This window comes from Streptomyces sp. NPDC101165 (genome assembly GCF_044768135.1).
Lineage (GTDB): Bacteria > Actinomycetota > Actinomycetes > Streptomycetales > Streptomycetaceae > Streptomyces.
In genome coordinates this window covers 392,554-410,527 of record NZ_JBIWPG010000007.1, presented here as the reverse complement: position 1 = coordinate 410,527, position 17,974 = coordinate 392,554, and the positions used below count along the sequence as shown (strand labels likewise).

17 protein-coding genes are annotated in these 17,974 nt (G+C 69.8%); 13 read left to right on the top strand and 4 right to left on the bottom strand.

Annotated features, from left to right (window positions below):
* Positions 1–543 precede the first annotated feature (543 nt).
* Complete coding sequence (locus tag ACIRVH_RS17870) at positions 544–1,365, bottom strand: hypothetical protein (RefSeq protein ID WP_403953843.1); 822 nt, start codon at positions 1,363–1,365, stop codon at positions 544–546.
* 51 nt (positions 1,366–1,416) lie between these two features.
* The gene (locus ACIRVH_RS17865; RefSeq protein ID WP_403953967.1) at positions 1,417–2,241 is read right to left on the bottom strand and encodes an alpha/beta fold hydrolase; all 825 of its coding nucleotides are present in this window, start codon (positions 2,239–2,241) and stop codon (positions 1,417–1,419) included.
* A gap of 339 nt (positions 2,242–2,580) precedes the next feature.
* Here ACIRVH_RS17865 and ACIRVH_RS17860 point away from each other — a divergent pair, with 339 nt between their 5' ends.
* The 8 genes from ACIRVH_RS17860 (at position 2,581) to ACIRVH_RS17825 (ending at position 10,651) form a co-directional block, all read left to right on the top strand.
* A complete protein-coding gene (locus ACIRVH_RS17860) occupies positions 2,581–3,780 on the top strand; it encodes an acetyl-CoA C-acyltransferase (RefSeq protein ID WP_403953841.1) in 1,200 nt (399 codons plus the stop codon).
* A gap of 63 nt (positions 3,781–3,843) precedes the next feature.
* Complete coding sequence (locus ACIRVH_RS17855; RefSeq protein WP_403953839.1) at positions 3,844–4,470, top strand: HAD family hydrolase; 627 nt, start codon at positions 3,844–3,846, stop codon at positions 4,468–4,470.
* Positions 4,471–4,547: 77 nt separating this feature from the next.
* Positions 4,548–6,101, top strand: a complete 1,554-nt coding sequence (locus tag ACIRVH_RS17850) for an AMP-binding protein (protein WP_403953836.1) — start codon at positions 4,548–4,550, stop codon at positions 6,099–6,101.
* A 32-nt stretch (positions 6,102–6,133) separates the two neighbouring features.
* A complete protein-coding gene (locus tag ACIRVH_RS17845) occupies positions 6,134–6,826 on the top strand; it encodes a TetR/AcrR family transcriptional regulator (protein ID WP_403953833.1) in 693 nt (230 codons plus the stop codon).
* A 197-nt stretch (positions 6,827–7,023) separates the two neighbouring features.
* A complete protein-coding gene (locus ACIRVH_RS17840) occupies positions 7,024–7,842 on the top strand; it encodes an SDR family oxidoreductase (RefSeq protein WP_403953831.1) in 819 nt (272 codons plus the stop codon).
* Positions 7,839–8,660, top strand: a complete 822-nt coding sequence (locus ACIRVH_RS17835; protein ID WP_403953828.1) for an enoyl-CoA hydratase-related protein — start codon at positions 7,839–7,841, stop codon at positions 8,658–8,660. The genes ACIRVH_RS17840 and ACIRVH_RS17835 overlap by 4 nt, the downstream gene beginning before the upstream one ends.
* Complete coding sequence (locus ACIRVH_RS17830) at positions 8,647–9,870, top strand: acyl-CoA dehydrogenase family protein (protein WP_403953825.1); 1,224 nt, start codon at positions 8,647–8,649, stop codon at positions 9,868–9,870. Before ACIRVH_RS17835 ends, ACIRVH_RS17830 begins: the two co-directional genes overlap by 14 nt.
* A gap of 1 nt (position 9,871) precedes the next feature.
* Entirely contained in the window at positions 9,872–10,651 is a 780-nt protein-coding gene (locus tag ACIRVH_RS17825) for an SDR family oxidoreductase (RefSeq protein ID WP_403953823.1), read from the top strand.
* Between the two features lie 212 nt (positions 10,652–10,863).
* On the opposite strand, the gene ACIRVH_RS17820 is transcribed toward ACIRVH_RS17825, so the two are convergent.
* Together ACIRVH_RS17820 and ACIRVH_RS17815 are read right to left on the bottom strand one after the other, a co-directional pair.
* Entirely contained in the window at positions 10,864–11,529 is a 666-nt protein-coding gene (locus ACIRVH_RS17820) for a TetR/AcrR family transcriptional regulator (protein WP_403953821.1), read from the bottom strand.
* Positions 11,526–12,821, bottom strand: coding sequence for a PucR family transcriptional regulator (locus tag ACIRVH_RS17815; protein WP_403953819.1), 1,296 nt, complete (start codon positions 12,819–12,821; stop codon positions 11,526–11,528). The genes ACIRVH_RS17820 and ACIRVH_RS17815 overlap by 4 nt, the downstream gene beginning before the upstream one ends.
* 188 nt (positions 12,822–13,009) lie before the next feature.
* Here ACIRVH_RS17815 and ACIRVH_RS17810 point away from each other — a divergent pair, with 188 nt between their 5' ends.
* Genes ACIRVH_RS17810 through ACIRVH_RS17790 form a run of 5 tightly spaced genes read left to right on the top strand, consistent with a single transcriptional unit; the run spans position 13,010 to position 17,892 of the window.
* Entirely contained in the window at positions 13,010–13,768 is a 759-nt protein-coding gene (locus ACIRVH_RS17810) for an ABC transporter ATP-binding protein (protein WP_403953817.1), read from the top strand.
* A complete protein-coding gene (locus ACIRVH_RS17805) occupies positions 13,765–14,571 on the top strand; it encodes an ABC transporter ATP-binding protein (RefSeq protein ID WP_403953814.1) in 807 nt (268 codons plus the stop codon). Before ACIRVH_RS17810 ends, ACIRVH_RS17805 begins: the two co-directional genes overlap by 4 nt.
* A gap of 5 nt (positions 14,572–14,576) precedes the next feature.
* On the top strand, positions 14,577–15,458 hold the full coding sequence (locus tag ACIRVH_RS17800) for a branched-chain amino acid ABC transporter permease (RefSeq protein ID WP_403953811.1): 882 nt from the start codon (positions 14,577–14,579) through the stop codon (positions 15,456–15,458).
* Positions 15,455–16,609, top strand: coding sequence for a branched-chain amino acid ABC transporter permease (locus tag ACIRVH_RS17795; protein ID WP_403953809.1), 1,155 nt, complete (start codon positions 15,455–15,457; stop codon positions 16,607–16,609). Before ACIRVH_RS17800 ends, ACIRVH_RS17795 begins: the two co-directional genes overlap by 4 nt.
* 5 nt (positions 16,610–16,614) lie before the next feature.
* Positions 16,615–17,892, top strand: a complete 1,278-nt coding sequence (locus ACIRVH_RS17790) for an ABC transporter substrate-binding protein (RefSeq protein ID WP_403953808.1) — start codon at positions 16,615–16,617, stop codon at positions 17,890–17,892.
* Positions 17,893–17,974 lie beyond the last annotated feature (82 nt).

Here is a 17,974-nt window from a genome sequence, read left to right as displayed (position 1 = left end):
ACTTCCTGCTGGTGCAGATGCGGCTCGTGTGAGAAACACGGCCGGGCGCCTTCCGGCGTGGCGCTCGAGCGGCGAGGCGGGCCGGAGCAGGGCCCGGCGGGCTGCGAACGGCATGTGAATCGTTCATGCTCTGTAAGGAGCGTTCCATCCACTGAGTTCACGTGTCTACTGGTCGGCAGGGGAATGACCGGATAGAGACGGCATCGTGGAAGCCGCTCGAGCGCCCAGAGGGGCGGGCGCACCGCCTCTGCAGCGACTATGCGAAAAAGCTCGACGCGTACCTCTTGATCGCCCGTACCTACTGGCCGGTACCCGTTGTCCTGCGACATGGTGATCAACCCGGACAGTTCCGACTCCCTGTCCGGGGCTGCGAACGCCAGGACCGCCTTGCACGACGCAACCCAAGAGACCGGTCGGTGGTGGAAGAGACGGTGTGGGTTGCGTCGTTCGTGCCGGCGTGGCTCAGTGGCCCTCCGGAGACGGGCGAGCCGGTTCCGTCGATCGGTGCGAGCCGTCGCTCGTCTTCACGGCACGGGTCGGCGGTCAGCCGAGTTTGAGAAGGCCGGCTTCGACCACTGCGCGGCCGAAGGGGCTCGCAAGTTCGGCGAGACGCTCACAATCGGAGTCACCCAGAGCGGCGTAGGCGGGAAGGGCGAGGCGGTCGGTGCGGTCCTCGATGTGCCGACGCAGGATCAAGCCTTCCGAACTGAGGGAGTCACCGTCTAGGAGACCTCGCTCGCGTAGGCGCTCCTGGGTGCCGCCCCACTCCTCCTCGGGCCATGCGCGGCTCGCCTTGAGGAAGTCGACGGGAACCTCACCGGTGGCGGCGTGCAGAATCAGGGCTTCCAAGCCCCCGACGCCCTCGCTCAGCAGGCATGCGACATGGCCGTCTCCACGGAACTCCCGGAGCAACGTCTGGGCGTGCCACAGCTGCAGCACCGGCTCCTCCGGCCACGGCAGTGCGGCATGCGCGGCGAAGAGCGGGCGGCCCTGGGCTTGTTCGCAGGCCGCCTCGGCCGCCCGGCGGGTCAGCGCCACGACCTCGGCCAACTCGGGCAGCTCGTGGATTCCCGCCCGCCGCAGGGCCTCGCCCGCCCCGGCGTAGCGAGCGTCCAGCACCTGCTGCGGCGTCGTCGCCTCCCAGGCCCCGTCGACCGCCTGCCGCACGAAAGCGGGGTTGAAGTTGTAGAAGGTCGAGATGACCAGCTCGGCGGATGCTCGGCCGAACGCGGCGCTTCGGGAGGTGAAGTAGCCGGCGCGTCCGCTCAGTCCGAGGTCCTTGTACCGCCGCCTTGCCTCGGGCACGAAGTAGATCATGCCGTGTACGGGCTCGAGTCCGCGCCAGGCCGCGCGCGCTGTCTTCATGGGCCACCTCTTCGGATCGTCGGCGAATGGGATGTGCGCTGCGGTTCCGTACTAGCCGTGCGCTCGCAGGTGTTCGAGCAGCAGGCGGCTCAGCGTTTCCGGCGCTTCCTCGGGAACCCAGTGGCTGACACCCTGGAGGGTCTCGAAGCGGTACGGCCCTGTGACCCACCGCCCGGTCTCCTGTGCCGCGACCGGGCCGAACGCGCTGTCCTGCGTGCTCCAGACGTACAGCGTGGGCACGTCGACGATGCCGATCGCGCCGTCGGGGCGGCCTGCCCGGTACCAGTTCAGCGCGGCGGTGAGAGCGCCCGGCTGGGACAGGTGCCGCACATAGGCCTCGGCACTGTCCTGTGGGACCTTTTCGGCGTAGATGGCGCGGAGCATCTGGGCATCGTGGGCCAGCATGCGCTCCTCGGTCGCGGGCGTCTCGCGCCAGTCGATCATGTAGTGCGAGCGTTCGCGCTGGTCCTCGTCGGTGCGCAGGGCGGTGGCCAGAGCGCCGGGATGAGGCGTCGAGACAACCGTCAGGGTGCGTACGCGGCCGGGGTGGGCGTCAGCGGTCCACCAGGCCACCGCCCCTCCCCAGTCGTGGCCGACCAGGTCGAACGTCTCCCAGCCCAGTTCCTCCGTGATCGCGACGACGTCGTCGACGAGAAGGCCGATGCGGTAGTCCTCGGGCCGCTGGGGCCGGGCGCCGGGGGAGTACCCACGTTGGTCGGGCGCCACCACCCGGTAGCCGTGCGCGGCCAGCGCCGCGATCTGCCGTTGCCACACCAGTCCCGTCTGCGGGAAGCCGTGCAGCAGCAGCGCCGGGCGGCCCCCGGGCGGACCCGCCGCGATCGCGTCGAACACGCCCGCGCCGGTGGAGATGCTCAGCTCGGTCACGATCCACCTCTTCATACCGACTGGTCGGTAGCCTCCAGGTGGGAGGGGTGGGCTGTCAAGGTCGTGAGCATGAGCGCTTCCTGGCGGCGGTGAGCCACCTGGTTGAACATGACGCCGGATTCAACTATAACCGGATCCGGAGGACGACTCCCGTCCCCCCTGCGGCCATGGCTCATGCCATCGGTCACCGTGGGAGGCGGTCAATGAGCCTTCCCCGCACCGCAGTTGGCGTTCGGCACCGACTACCGGCATCGAGCCCGGCTCGCGGAGCCCGAAATTCCGCTCGCGCGGCTCTGGGGCGAACCGGACCACAAGAAACAGTGAGGCGACATGAGGGAAGCAGTCATCGTTTCGACCGCACGGACGCCGATCGGAAAGGCTTACCGCGGCGCGTTCAACGACACCCAGGCGCAGGAACTTGCCGCCCATGCCCTGTCCCACGCCGTACGGCGCGCCGGGCTCGCGGGGGGCGAGGTCGAGGACGTGATCTTCGGCTGTGCCGTGCAGCAGGGATCAGCCGGTTTCAATGTCGCGCGTCAGGCCGCCCTCCGTGCAGGGCTTCCGGACACGGTGTCGGGGATGTCGATCGACCGGCAGTGCTCGTCGGGCCTGATGGCCATTGCGACGGCCGCCAAGCAGATTGTCGTGGACGGCATGCAGATCGCTGTCGGCGGCGGTGTCGAGTCGATCTCCCTCGTGCAGAACGAGCACATGAACACCCGCCGCATGGCGGATCCCTGGCTGGTCGAGCACAAGCCCGGCATCTACATGCCGATGTTGCAGACGGCGGAGATCGTCGCCGAACGGTACGGCGTGAGCCGGGAACGCCAGGACGAGTTCGCGCTGCTGTCACAACAACGCACCGCGGCGGCGCAGGAGGCCGGCCGGTTCGACCAGGAGATCGTCGCGCTCGACAGCGTCAAGAACGTGCTCGACAAGCAGTCCGGGGAGGTGCGGCACGAGGAGGTCACCCTGACCCGGGACGAGGGCAACCGTGCGTCGACGACGCTCGAAGGCCTGGCCGGGCTGGCGCCGGTGCTGCCCGACGGCCAGGTGAGTGCGCATGCCAGCGTGACGGCGGGCAACTCCTCGCAGTTGTCGGACGGGGCCTCGGCGTCGGTGTTGATGGAGTCGACGGAGGCCGAGCGCCGCGGACTGGAACCGCTGGGCATCTACCGGGGCATGACGGTCGCCGGTTGCGGCCCGGACGAGATGGGCATCGGGCCGGTGTTCGCCATTCCGAAGCTGCTGAAGCAGCACAACCTCACCATCGACGACATCGGCCTGTGGGAGCTCAACGAGGCCTTCGCCTCCCAGGCGTTGTACTGCCGCGACGAACTGCACATCGACCCCGAGCGGTTCAACGTCGATGGCGGCGCGATCTCGGTCGGTCATCCGTACGGAATGACCGGTGCCCGGCTCGTGGGGCATGCCCTCATCGAGGGCAAGCGCCGCGGCGTCCGGTATGTGGTGATCTCGATGTGTGTCGGCGGCGGCATGGGCGCAGCCGGACTGTTCGAGGTCGCCTGAGCCCGGCATCCCTGCCGGATGCGAACCAACTACGAGAGAGGCGCAGATACCATGGTGAACGCGGTGGAAAAGACCCGAACCGCGGTCCTGGCGGACTTCGGCGGGGTGATCACCTCCAGTGTGCTGCGGGCTTTCACCGACTTCGGCGCCTCCCTCGGCGGCGACCCGCGCCTGCCGTTGGACCTGCTCAGCCGGGACCAGCCGTCACGCACCCTCCTGGCCGACCACGAGTGCGGCCGGATCGACGCCGAGGCCTTCGAGCGAGGATTCGCTGAACGTCTCCGAGTCCACGGCGCCGACGTCGAGGCCGAGGGGCTCACGGCCCGGATGCAAACGGGTATGTCGATCGACCAGGACATGCTCGCCCTGCTCGGTGATCTTCGAGCCGCCGGCCATCCCGTCGCGCTCGTGTCCAACTCGTTCGGTACCGGTACCTACGACGGCGTCGACCTCGCCGGCCTCGCCGATGTGGTCGTCATCTCCGCCGTGGTCGGGATCCGCAAGCCCTCCAGACGGATCTACGCGATCGCATGTGAACGACTCGGCGTCGACCCCGAGGAGGCAGTCATGATCGACGATCTGCAACAGAACCTCGACGGGGCGGCGCGGATCGGAATCGCCGGCGTACTGCACACCAGCGCCACCGACACCCGTCGCCAACTCGCCGAACGTTTCGGGATCAGCGCCTGACCGATCGACCGAGTCGACTGATCGGCAAGGGGGAAGAGCCGCACCGTCACCTGCCCACATCCAGGAAGGCACCGTCCATGGCCAGCGTTATCGATCCTGTGTGCCGCCACGCGGCCGCCACTCCCGACAACATCGCGCTGCGCGGCGCCAGGGATCAGTGGACCTATCTTCAGTTGCGCGAGGCGAGCGTGCGGTACGCGGGCGCCCTGTCCGCCGCGGGCCTGTCTCCCGGGGACCGAGTGCTTCTCGCGGCGCCGTCGGTGCCCGAGTTCGTGGTGGCCTACCTCGGGATTCAGGCCGCGGGCTGCGTCGTGGTGCCGGTCAACACGATGTCCACCCGGGCCGAGGTCGAGTACGTTCTCGGCGACTCCGGCTGCTCATTGGCGATCGCCTGGCATGCCCTCGGCCCCGCCGTCGCGGAGGCGGCCGCGGCGCTCGAGGTGTCCTTCTGGACGCTGTCCCCGGGCGCGTCGGTCACCGGTGCGGCTCCTGCCCGTGTGGTCGACCGGGACCGCGACGAGACCGCGGCCATCCTGTACACCTCGGGCACCACGGGGCGGCCGAAGGGGGCCCGACTCACTGTCGGGAACCTGTTGTCCGCCGGGGAGATCGGCGCCGAGTGCAGCCGCGCCTCGAGCGCCGACCGTACCGGCACCGGACTCCCGCTGTTCCACGTGTTCGGCCAGGCATCGGTCATGATGGCGACCTTGACCGTGGGCGGCTCGATGTCGTTGCTGGCCCGATTCGACCCGGCGTCGATGCTCGAGATGCTGCGCCGCGACCGGCTCACCATCATGGCCGGCGTACCGACCATGTGGAACGCGCTGCTGCACGCGGCGGGCGATGCGAACCCGGCGGACTTCGCCGAACTCCGTGTCGCCGTCTCCGGCGGCGCCTCGCTGCCCGGGGAGATCGCCCGGGCCTTCGAGGCCCGCTTCGGCTGCACCATCCTCGAAGGGTACGGGCTCACCGAAACCACCGCCTTCGGCACCTTCAACGACCTTGTACGCGGCGCCAAGACCGGTTACACCGGCAGGGCAGTCCCACGGCTGCAGGTTCAGGTGCGTGACGACGACGGCAACGAGTGTCCGCCGGGTACCGTCGGCGAGGTCCACATCAAGGGACCCACGGTGATGCGCGGCTACTGGAACCGCCCCGCGGACACCGCCGCGGCCCTCTCGTCCGACGGCTGGTTCCGGACCGGTGACCTCGGTGAAACCGACTCGGACGGCGACCTGCGCATCGTCGACCGCATCAAGGACCTGATCATCCGCGGCGGTTACAACGTCTACCCCGGTGAGGTCGAGGAAGTGCTCTACGAGCATCCGGACATCGTCGAGGCAGCCGTGATCGGCGTGCCCGACGAGCACTACGGCGAGGAGGTCGCCGCGCTCGTCGCCACCCGGCCCGGTTCCGAACTCGGAGCCGCCGAGGTGTCGGGGTGGGCGCGAGAGCGGCTGTCCGCCTACAAGATCCCACGGATCGTCCGGTTCGTGGACGCGCTGCCCAAGGGCCCGACCGGGAAGATCCTCAAGCGGTCCATCGACCGTACCGGTCTGACCCGGGACACCGCGCCCGGCCACGTTGCCGCCCCCACGGAACACCTCTCCTCCGGCGGACGCAGTTTGTGACCATGGCGTCGGATTCAAGTACAGTTTCCGCGATGGACACCACCGCGCCCGAGGAGATCGACGGCGAGAAGGCACCCCCCATGGCGCCCCTCTCGCACCTTCGCGAGCCTCCCACCACGCAGCGCGGAGCGCGGACACGAGCCGCTCTGGTGAAGGCCGCGCGGAAGGTGTTCGAACGGGACGGCTACCTCGACACCCGCCTGACCGACATCACCAAAGAGGCGCAGTGCGCGGCGGGATCGTTCTACACCTACTTCGCCAACAAGGAAGAGGTGCTTGCCGCCGTCCTCCTGGAGGCACAGGAGGACATGCTCCATCCCGGCATGGCCCGGGTGGAGGGTACCGACGATCCCTATGCGGTACTCGAGGCGAGCAATCGCGCGTATCTCGAGGCATACAAGCGCAATGCGAAGCTGATGGCACTGCTTGAGCAGGTCGCGCAAGTGGAGCCGGAGTTCCGCAGGTTCCGCAGCCGGCGTGCTGACGCGTTCATCCGCCGCAATGCCCGCGGCATCGCCGACCTGCAGGCGCGGGGCGTCGCAGACCGTGAGGTCGATCCGATGCTGGCCTCCCGTGCGTTGTCGGGCATGGTCAGCGTCATGGCCTACAACGCCTTCGTGCTCGGCGAACGGCAGGGAGAAGGCACGCCGGTGGACTTCGAGGAGCTCGTGTCCACGGTCACCCGGCTCTGGGCGAACGCCCTGCGGTTCCCCGACCACCGCTGACCCGGCAGCCCGAGCCGGGTCGAAGCCCGCCGCTCACGGCCGTTCGCCGGTTGTTTCTCTCTTTCTCCGTCCCCCGGATCAGTGGGTCATGCGGCGACCCTGGGTGGGGTGACGTGCGCCCATCTGTTGAACTTGACGTCGGATTCAACTATACAGTTCGGACCGAGCACGGTCCCCCATCCCGGAGAGGGTTCGCTGTGAACGTTGCACAAAGAGTCGCCGTCGTCACCGGTGGTGCCGGCGGCATCGGCAGCGCGCTGGTCGCGCGGCTCGCTCGCGAAGGTGCCCGGGTCGTCGTCGCGGACCTCGACGCGGACAGCGCGCAGGCGGTGTCGGAGAGGGCCAACGCCGACCATCCGGGAAGCACCGTCAGCACTGGCTCGGACGCGTCGGACACCGCGCAGATCCAGCAGCTGATCGACCTGGCGGAGAGCACGTTCGGTCCGGTCGACCTCTACTTCGCCAACGCGGGTATCGCCGGGGCACCCGGCCTCGACGCGAGCGAACAGGACTGGGACCTCTCGATCGACGTCAACCTGCGCGCCCACATCCGCGCGGCAACACTGCTGCTGCCGCAGTGGCTCGAACGCGGTGAGGGCTACTTCGTCAGCACCGCCTCGGCCGCTGGGCTGCTCACGCAGATCGGCTCCGCCACGTACGCCGTCACCAAGCACGCCGCAGTCGGCTTCGCCGAATGGCTGAGTGTCACGTACGGCGATCGCGGGGTCCGGGTCAGCTGTCTGTGCCCGATGGGGGTGAACACCCGGATGCTGTCCGCCGGGAAGGACTCCGGGGACGCGCTGGGGCGAGCGGCGGCGCAGGCCGTCACGTCCGCGGGTGAGGTCCTGGAGCCAGCCGAGGTCGCCGAGGCCGTCCTCGCCGCGATCGAGGACGAGCGCTTCCTGATCCTGCCGCACGAAGAGGTGCTGGACATGTACCGGCAGAAGGGCGCGGACTACGACCGGTGGCTGCGCGGGATGCGCCGCTACCAGAGCTCCCTGCTGGGACAGGCATGACCGGCGCGCCGGGCGAGCTCGTCCTCGCCGAGCACCGCGGGCCCGTCCTGGTGCTCACGTTCAACCGGCCCGCCAAGCTGAATGCCTGGACCGACGAACTCGAAGACCGCTACTTCGCGCTCCTCGCCGCCGCCGAAGACGATCCGGACGTACGCGCCGTCGTGGTCACCGGCGCGGGCCGAGGATTCTGCGCCGGTGCCGACCTCCAGCGGCTGCAGGCGGTCGCTGAGAGGGGCGAGGTCACCGCGGCGGACAGGGCGCGGCGCCGGCCGCGCGACGTGCCGCTGACCCTGCGCAAACCGCTGATCGGCGCGGTCAACGGGGTGGCCGCGGGCCTGGGCATGGTGGAGGCGCTCTACTGCGACATCCGCTTCGGTTCGCCCTCGGCCCGATTCACCACGGCATTCGCGCGGCGTGGTCTGATCGCCGAGTACGGGATCTCCTGGCTGCTGCCCCGGCTGGTGGGACACAGCCGGGCCACGGACCTGCTGCTGTCGAGCCGCATGGTGGACGCCGAGGAGGCACTGCGTATCGGACTCCTCGACCACCTGGTCCCCAGCGGCGTGGTCGATGCGGCTGTCGCGTACGCCGACGACCTGGCGACGCGCTGTTCGCCGGGGTCCATGGCCACCATCAAGGGCCAACTGCACAACGACGCGGGCGGCACCTACGCCGACTCCGTGACCCGGGCCGAAAGCCTCATGCTCCAGTCGTTCCGCGGGGCCGATCTCGTCGAAGGTGTGGCCGGCCACCTCGAAAAGCGCCCATCGAATTTTCCTTCCCTACCCCCTGTCAGGAGTGCAGATGTCCCTGTTTGAGACGTCGGACCGAGCCAGGAAGTACCAGGCGGATCTGCTGGAGTTCATGGACTCGCATGTCTACCCCGCCGAGTCGGTGTACCACGAGCAGATGCGGGCCTCGGGTGACCCGCACTTCCATCCGCCGATCCTCGAGGACCTCAAGACGGAGGCGCGGCGGCGCGGACTGTGGAACCTCTTCCACCCGCACCCCGAGTGGGGGCCGGGGCTGACGAACCTCGAGTACGCGCCGCTGGCGGAGATCATGGGGCGCAGTCACATCGCCTCCGAAGCGTGCAACTGCAACGCTCCCGACACCGGCAACATGGAGGTGCTCACGCTGTTCGGCAGCGACGAGCACAAGGAGAAGTACCTCAAGCCTCTGCTCGACGGCACGATGGCCTCCGCCTTCGCGATGACCGAGCCGCGTGTCGCCAGTTCCGACGCCACCAACATCGAGTTGCGGATGGAGCGCGACGGCGACGAGTACGTGCTCAACGGCCGCAAGTGGTTCGCGTCCAACGCCCTGCACCGCAACTGCAAGGTGCTCATCGTCATGGGGAAGACGGATCCCACCGCTGCTCCGCACCGGCAGCAGTCGATGATGGTCGTCCCGATCGACGCCCCCGGGATCACAGTGCTGCGCGGCCTGCCGGTGTTCGGCTACCAGGACCGTGAGGGGCACGCCGAAATCGACTTCACCGACGTACGGGTGCCGGCCAAGGACCTCCTCAAGGGCGAGGGAGAGGGATTCGCGATCAGCCAGGCCCGGCTCGGGCCCGGTCGTATCCACCACTGCATGCGGGCCATCGGCGCGGCCGAGCGGGCGCTGGAGCTGATGTGCCGGCGTGCGCAGTCACGGGTGACCTTCGGCAGTCCGGTTGCCGAACGGTCCAACATCCAGGACTGGATCGCGGAAGCGCGTATCGACATCGAGATGATCCGCCTGCTCACGCTCAAGGCCGCGTACCTGATGGACACGGTCGGGAACAAGGAAGCACGCACCGAGATCGCGGCCATCAAGGTGGCCGCCCCGAACATCGCGTTGAAGATCATCGACCGTGCGATCCAGGTGCACGGAGCAGCAGGAGTGACCGAGGACTTCCCGTTGGCGATGATGTACGCCCAGCTGCGGACGCTGCGGCTGGCGGACGGCCCCGACGAGGTCCACAAGCGGGCCATCGCCGGTCACGAACTGCGGCGGTACCGCGACGCGGCAGTGGTGAGCTGAGATGGCAGGAATGGATCTCACCGGTCGCACCGCCGTCGTCACGGGCGCCTCACGCGGTATCGGGCTCGCGATCGCCCAGGCCATCGCCGCCGCCGGCGCGAACGTCGTCCTCACTTCCCGGTCCCAGGAGGCGGCGGACACCGCCGCGGCCCAGGTCGGGGGCACCGCGGTCGGCGTCGGCGCCCACGCGGTCGACGAAGAAGCGGCCCGGCGCTGTGTCGACCTGACGCTCGAGCGCTTCGGGAGCCTGGACATCCTCGTCAACAACGCGGGGACCAACCCGGCCTTCGGGCCCCTCATCGACCAGGACCACGGCAGGTTCGCCAAGACCTTCGACGTGAACCTGTGGGCTCCCCTCTTGTGGACGGGTCTGGCCACGCGGGCCTGGATGGGTGAGCACGGCGGCGCGGTCGTCAACACCGCGTCGGTCGGGGGCATGGCCTTCGAGGCGAACATCGGCCTGTACAACGCGTCCAAGGCCGCACTGATCCACCTCACGAAGCAACTGGCCCTGGAACTCTCGCCGAAGGTACGCGTCAACGCGGTGGCACCGGGTGTGGTGCGCACGAAGCTGGCCGAGGCTCTGTGGAAGGACCACGAGCAGGCCGTATCCGCCTCGACGGCACTGGGGCGCATCGGGGAGCCCGCCGACATCGCCTCGGCGGTCGCCTTTCTCGTCTCGGACGCCGCGAGTTGGATCACCGGCGAGACGATGGTGATCGACGGCGGCCAGCTCCTCGGTGACGCGGTCCCGTTCAGGCAATTCGGCAGCGGTGTCTAGCTCGGACGTCGTCGGAGTCGACGCCGGGGCGTGAGCCGCTGATTCGGAAACCCTCGGCGTCGACTCCGCCGGACCGCCTGTCCCTGACCGGATCGGGCTCGGCCGGTCGAATCCGACCCACCCTGATACCGGACGGGGAGAGCCGCGGCAGCACCGTCCCAGCCTCGTCGGGCCGTGGCCGCTCCTGTTGCCCCGGCCATGCGCCGGGCGCTTCAGCCGGGCGGTGCCGACAGATGGATCAGGATGCCGCACACCTCGTCCACGATCTCCCGGGCCTCCGTCTCGTCCCCGCAGTCGCCCAGCTCGCGCGCCGCCCCTCCGATGACGGTGGTCAGCACACTCACCCGGACCCGGCCGGCGCGTTGCCGCTCGTCCACCTCCAGCAGCCGGGCGTTGCGCCGTACCCATGCGCGGTCCCACTGGCGGCGCAGCGCGTCGAAGCCCGCGGGGCTGTCGTCCTCCACAAGGAGTCTGCCGAGCCGCCGATTGTCCCAGGCGCCCTCCAGGTACGCCCTGGCTCCCGCCACGAAGAGGGCGATGGGGTCGTCCACCCCACGGCTGCGCTCGGAGGCGAGCGTGGCCGCCGTCCGGCGCTCCTGCTCCTCCCGGAACTCCTCCCAGAGCGCGAGGTAGAGCCCGCGCTTTCCCCCGTAGTGCTGGAACAGGCTGCCCACCGGGATGCCGGAGCGCCCCGCGATCTCGGTGAGAACGGCGTCGGTGTAACCGCGCTCGGTGAACACCTCCAGTGCGGCGTCCAGCAGCGCACGCCGGACCGTTCGGTCCTGCCCGGCGTGCCCCTCCGGCAGGCCCATGCCCGCCGGCCCGTCCGGCAGCCGACATGCCGGCTCGGTCCCGGAAGACTCCACGATGCCGCTCACTGCTCATCCCCACCTTCCCCGGCCCCGTCGCGGATGGCGAGGGCGACCAGTAGTTCCAGGAGGTCGGAGATCCGGCGCGGATTGCGGCCGGTCCGTTCCTCGATCCGGCGCAACCGGTAGTGCGCCGTGTTGTGATGCACCCGCAGCCGGTCGGCGGCCAGCCGCAGATTGAGGTCCGCCTCCACGAAGGCCCGTATGGTGGCGGCCAGCGTGTCGCCACGTCTGCGGTCCTCCTCCAGCAGCACCCGCACCCGGGGATCGACCAGCTGGCGGGCGAGGTCGTCGGCGCGCAGCGCCAGGTAGTCGAACGGGGACAGCCGCGGCAGCGCCGCCACCCCGCCCCCGCTCGGCACCAGGTCGAGGGCGGCCCGCGCCTCCGCGTAGGCGCGCGGCAGTTCACATGCGCCCTGTGCGACCGTGCTGATCCCCATGGAGAGCATGGTCCCGTCCCGCGCGAGCCGTCGCTGCACGGCCTCGAAGTGGGCGCAGATGTCCTCCGCGTTCATGCCGGCCCGGACCACGGGCACGGCCACCACCTCACCGTGGCGCACCACGACCAAGGTGCGGCCGGCCCAGGGCCCGGCGACGCTGATCGACGCGCTGGTGGCATACCCGTTCTCGGCCGAGGTGTGGTTCCCCGTGCGCGTGTCGCCGACGCACACCGCCACGACCGCCATCATCGGCGAGCGCGGTCCGATGCCGTACGCCTGCGCCGCTGCGAACAGCGGCCCGCGCGCCGGTGCCACGCCCGCCAGGAGCTGGTCCAGGAGATCCCGGCGCTCCCGGTCCGCATCCGCCACCACGTGCTGCTGGTACTCGACGTAGGCCTGCGCGGCATGGGTGCTGGCGTAGTCGACGTACCGCATCAGCGGGGTGACGAGGGACAGCGCGGCCTGCTGGGCCTCCGCGGACGTGCCCGCGCACTCCAGCATCGCGTCCCACATCACCTGCCGACCGACCCGGAAGGCACTGATCCAGTCCTCGAGGGCGAACCCCGCGCGGGCTCTGCGCATGGCTGCCGCCCGGCTGAAGACCAGGTCTTCGGCAGCGATGTCGCGGTCGCCGGCCAGCGCCGCCAGCTGCATCCGGTAGTGCTCGAGCACCTGCTCCCGTACCTCGTCGAAGAACCGTTCGTCCTGCAGCGCGTACGACGGGATCTCCGCGCGCATCACCTCGACGGCGGTCTCCGCCACCTCCTCCACGCGGTCGTGGACGGCGTGCAGGATCCGCCGCCGCTCCCGGCGGAGCGGTTCGGAGAATTGGGGGGCGCCCAGGGCAGGACCGCGAGGCATGGCGCAGATCGTCGCTGTCCCACTCGTGCTTCGTCAACAGGCTCGGCGTGAGACATCTCCCGCCACCTGTGCGCGGCGCACAGTTCGACGACCGGCAAGTTGGGTGCTCGCACCCAATGTGCGCCTGGAACGCCCCCACCTACTGTGACGCTCGCCCACCCCCCAGCACGTCGGAAGGGGCGTCACTCATGCTCGCGGTCGACGGTATCACCGTGCGCTTCGGCGGGATCACGGCACTGGACGGTGTCGCATTCACCGTCGAGCCGGGCACCGCCGTAGGGCTCATCGGACCCAACGGAGCCGGCAAGACCACTTTGTTCAACTGCCTGACCAGGCGCTGCGCTCCCGATGAGGGAGACGTGCGGTTCGAGGGCGAGGACCTGCTGGCCCTCCCGCCGCACGCCGTGGCAGAGCGCGGCATCGCCCGCACCTTCCAGAACCTGGGCCTGTTCCCGCAGCTCACGGTCCGGGAGAACGTCATGGTCGGCGCCCACAGCCGGGGGCGCACCGGACACCTCGCCGCGGCGCTCCGGCTGCCCCGCGTCCGGCGGGAGGAGAGGGAACTACGTGACCAGGCGGACGACCTGCTACGACGGCTCGGCCTGGCGGACGTCGCCGACCATCCCGCCGCCGGGCTGCCGTTCGGCACCCTCAAACGCGTCGAACTCGCCCGGGCGCTCGCGGTACGGCCCCGGCTGCTGTTGCTCGACGAACCCGTCAACGGGCTCAGCCACGGCGAGGTCGGCCAATTCGCGGATCTGGTCAGGTCGGTGTGCCAGGACTTCGACCTCACTCTCGTGGTGGTCGAACACCACATGGGGTTCGTGATGGGCCTGTGCGACAAGGTGGTCTGCCTCGACTTCGGCCGCAAGATCGCCGAGGGCTCGCCGGAGGAGATCCAGCGCGACCCTGCGGTCGTCGAGGCGTACCTGGGGGTGGCCGCATGAGCGAGCCCACCACCGACCGCACCGAGGCCCGGGCGAGTGCGGAGCCGGACTTCCTGAAGGTATCCGGCCTGCACGCCGGATACGGCCAGGCCCGCGTGCTCCAGGGCCTCGACTTCTCCGTCGCCCGCGGTGAGGTGTGCGCGATGCTCGGACCCAACGGCGCGGGCAAGACCACGACGCTGCGGGCGCTGAGCGGCATGGTCCGCGGCCGCGGCTCGGTCACCCTGAACGGCACCGAACTGCTGGGCCGCTCGCCCGAGCAGGCCGCCAGGCTCGGCGTGGCGCACGTCCCCGAGGGCCGGGGCACCTTCAACGACCTGACCGTCGAGGAGAACCTGCGCATCGGCGCCCATCTGCGCACAGGCCCCCGGCGGCGGGGCCGCACCGAGCGGGCGGCCGTGACGGCTGACCTGGACCGGATCTACGGCCACTTCCCCAAACTGCGCCAGCGGTCGCGTCAGGCCGCCGGCAGCCTCAGCGGCGGGGAGCAGCAGATGCTCGCCATCGGCAGGGCGCTGATGCTGCGGCCCTCGCTGCTGCTCCTGGACGAGCCGTCCCTGGGGCTCGCGCCGCTGGTCACCCGTGAGCTGTTCGAGATCGTCCGTGCCGTCAACGAGGAGGAACGCACCACCGTGATCGTCGTCGAGCAGAACGCCCAGCTCGCGCTGGACATCGCGCACAGGGCGCACGTACTGGAGGCCGGCCGCCTGGTGCTGTCCGGACAGGCTCAACGGATCCGCGAGGACGGGCAGGTCGCCGAGGTGTATCTCGGTGTCTCCGTCCTCTCCCGGAAGGCCGGGTGAGCGCTGTGACCGATCTTCTGCAGCAAGTGGTGGAAGGACTGGGCTCCGGCGCGGTGTACGCCAGCCTGGCGCTGGCCCTGGTGCTGATCCACCGGTTCACGGGGATCGTCAACTTCGCGCAGGGCGAGCTGGCCATGCTCTCGACGTACGTCGCCTGGCAGCTGGTGGCCTCCGGGATGCCGTTCTGGCTGGCGCTGCCGGTCACCCTCGCGGTGTCCTTCGCCGGCGGCATGCTGGTCGAACGGATCGTGATCCGCCCCGTGCAGGGCGCGCCCGAGCTGACGGTGGTCATCGTCACGGTCGGCCTGTTCATCTTCGTCAACGCGTTGGCCGGCCTGATCTGGTCGTTCACCGTGAAGGACTTCCCCCAGCCGTTCCCCGACGGCGGGCTCGACCTGGCCGGGGTGCGCCTGGACTGGTCGACGCTCGGGATCCTCGGCGTGGTGGCCGTCGTGATGGGCCTGCTGTACCTGCTGTTCCAGCACACCTCCGTCGGCCTGGTGATGCGGGCGGTCGCCTGCAACCCCTCCTCCGCACGGCTGTCGGGCATCCGGGTGGGCCGGGTGCTGATGCTCGGCTGGGGGCTGGCGGCGACCGTCGGCGCGGTGTCGGGCGTGCTCGTCGCCCCGGTGCTGTTCCTGGAGCCCAACATGATGGGCGGGGTGCTGATCTACGCGTTCGCCGCGGCCACCCTCGGAGGCTTCGACAGCCCGGTGGGCGCGGTCGTCGGCGGCCTGTTCGTGGGCGTCGCCGAGACGCTGACCGGGGCGTACGTGGACGTGATCGGTGCCGATCTGAAGGTGGGCGTTCCCCTGGTGATCATTCTGGCGGTACTGCTGCTGCGGCCCCAGGGTCTGTTCGGACGGGCGGCGGTGGAGCGCGCATGAACACCATCACAGCGGCACTCGACACCGACCGGGCCCGGCGGCTGCGCGCCGCGCTCACCGTGCTGCTCGCGGCGGCGGTCGCCGTCGGCGCACCGTTCTACTTCGCCCCCTTCCAGGTCTTCCAGCTGACCATGGTGCTCCTGTACGCAGTGGCGCTGGCCGGCCTGAACCTGCTGGTCGGCTTCGGCGGCCAGATCTCGCTCGGGCACGGCGCGTTCTTCGCGGCGGGGGCCTACACGGCGGCGGTCATGCTCGACCGGTACGACACCGGCCACCTGGCCACGCTGCCGGTCGCGGCCGCCGGATGCTTCCTGCTGGGTCTCGGGTTCGGAGTGCCCGCCCTGCGGCTGCGCGGGCTGTACCTGGCGCTGGTCACCCTCTCGTTCGCGGTGTTCCTGCCGCCCTTGCTCAAGCGGCTCGAACCGGTGACGGGCGGCTCGATGGGCCTGACCGTGGACAAGCTGCAGCCACCCGCCTGGAGCGGGCTGGCCGAGGACCAGTGGATGTACTTCGTGGTCCTCGCCGTCACCGCGGTGGCCCTGCTGCTCGCCCGCAACCTGCTGCGGTCCCGGGTCGGCCGAGCACTGCTCGCCGTGCGGGACAACGAGAGCGCCGCCGAGGTCATGGGCGTGCGGCTGTCGCTGCACAAGACCCTCGCCTTCGCGTGGAGCGCGATGTTCGCGGGTGTCGCCGGATGCCTGTACACCTGGGTGATCGGCTTCGTCTCGCCCGACTCCTTCAGCTTCGTTCTGTCCATCACCCTGCTGGCCGGCCTGGTGGTCGGGGGACTCGGCTCGCTGTACGGGCCCCTGCTGGGGGCGGCGTTCGTGATGTACGTGCCGAGCGTGTCCCAGGACGTCAGCGAGGCGGCACCGGGAGTGGTGTTCGGCCTGCTGATCATCACGGTGATGTTCGTGGCCCCGACGGGACTGGCCGGTCTGCCGGGCCGTGTCATGGGCGCTGTCGTGCGTCGTCTGCCCCGTACCGCTGCCGCCCTCGACCGGATGCCGGAGGCCGCATCCGCATCCGCGCCCGAAGCGGAGCCGGAGTCCCGGACCGAATCCGAACCCTCCGTCACCCACGACCCTGCGGACCCCGCAGTTGTCGACGCCGAACCCGTGGGCGCACCGCCCCGCACGGAAAAGGAATGAGTCACATGCGCAAGACGACCGCACTGCGGGCGGCCGCGGCCGCGACCGCCGCCCTGCTCACCGCAACCGCCTGCAGCAGCCAGCGAGGACAGGACGACCAGTCCACCACCGCCGGTGGCGCGTGCAAGGGCCAGCAGACCACCGGCATCACCGACAAGACCATCAAGCTGGGCGGGATCTACCCGCTGTCGGGACCTGCCTCCGCGTACGGCACGATCAGCAAGGGCGTGGCCGCCTACTTCAAGTACGTCAACGACAAGGGCGGCATAGACGGCCGCAAGGTGCAGCTCATCGTCCGCGACGACGGCTACCAGCCGCCCAAGGCGGTCGAGGAGGCCCGCAGACTCGTCGAGCAGGAGAAGGTCTTCGCCGTGTTCCAGACTCTGGGCACCCCGTCCACGGCGGCCGTGTGGGACTACCTCGACAAGCAGAAGGTGCCGCAGCCCTTCGTCGCCACGGGCGCCTCCGTCTGGGGCACGGACACCAAGCATCCCTGGACCATCGGGTGGCAGCCCAACTACGTGGCCGAGGCCAGGGTGTACGCCAAGTACCTCAAGGACAGGAAGCCGAAGGCCAAGGTCGCGGTCCTCTACCAGAACGACGACTTCGGCAAGGACCTGCTCGGCGGGTTCAAGAAGGCCGTCGCCGGCAGCGGCATCAAGGTGGTCGCCGCGGAGAGCTACGAAGTCACCGACCCGTCCGTGTCGGCTCAGATGGCGAGCCTCGCCCGCTCCAAGGCGGACGTGCTGCTGGACGTCACCACCCCCAAGTTCGGCAGCCAGGCCCTCGCCGCCGATGCCAAGAACACCAAGTGGAACCCGCTGCACATCGTCAACAATGTGTCTTCGTCGGCAGCCGTGCTCCAGCCCGTCGGGTTCAAGAACGTCCAGGGCGTGGTCTCGGCGACCTACTTCAAGGACCCCGCCGACCCGCAGTGGGCGAACGACCCCGAGATGAAGACCTACATGAGCGCCATGCACAAGTACGCTCCCGACGCCGACCCGGCCAACCAGTTCAACGCCTATGGCTGGGCCGTCGCCTCCAGCCTGCACAAGGCCCTGGACGCGATGAAGTGCCCGACCAGGGAAGGGCTGCGGGACGCCGTGCGCAGCCTGAAGGCCGTGAAGGTGGGCCTGCTGCTGCCCGGTGTCACGATGTCCACGGGGCCCGGCGACGCCTTCCCGCTCGAGACGATGCAGCTGATGCGGTTCAAGGGCGAGCGGTGGCAGCTGTTCGGCAAGCCGGTGGACACCCGCAAGGAGTTCGGCCCGCTGACGAAGTGAGCCGGCGGGGGCGGTCCCGGTCGATGCCCTGACCCTCGGGACCGTCCCCGCCCCCTCGGCACCGTGCGGACAGGCGCCCAGG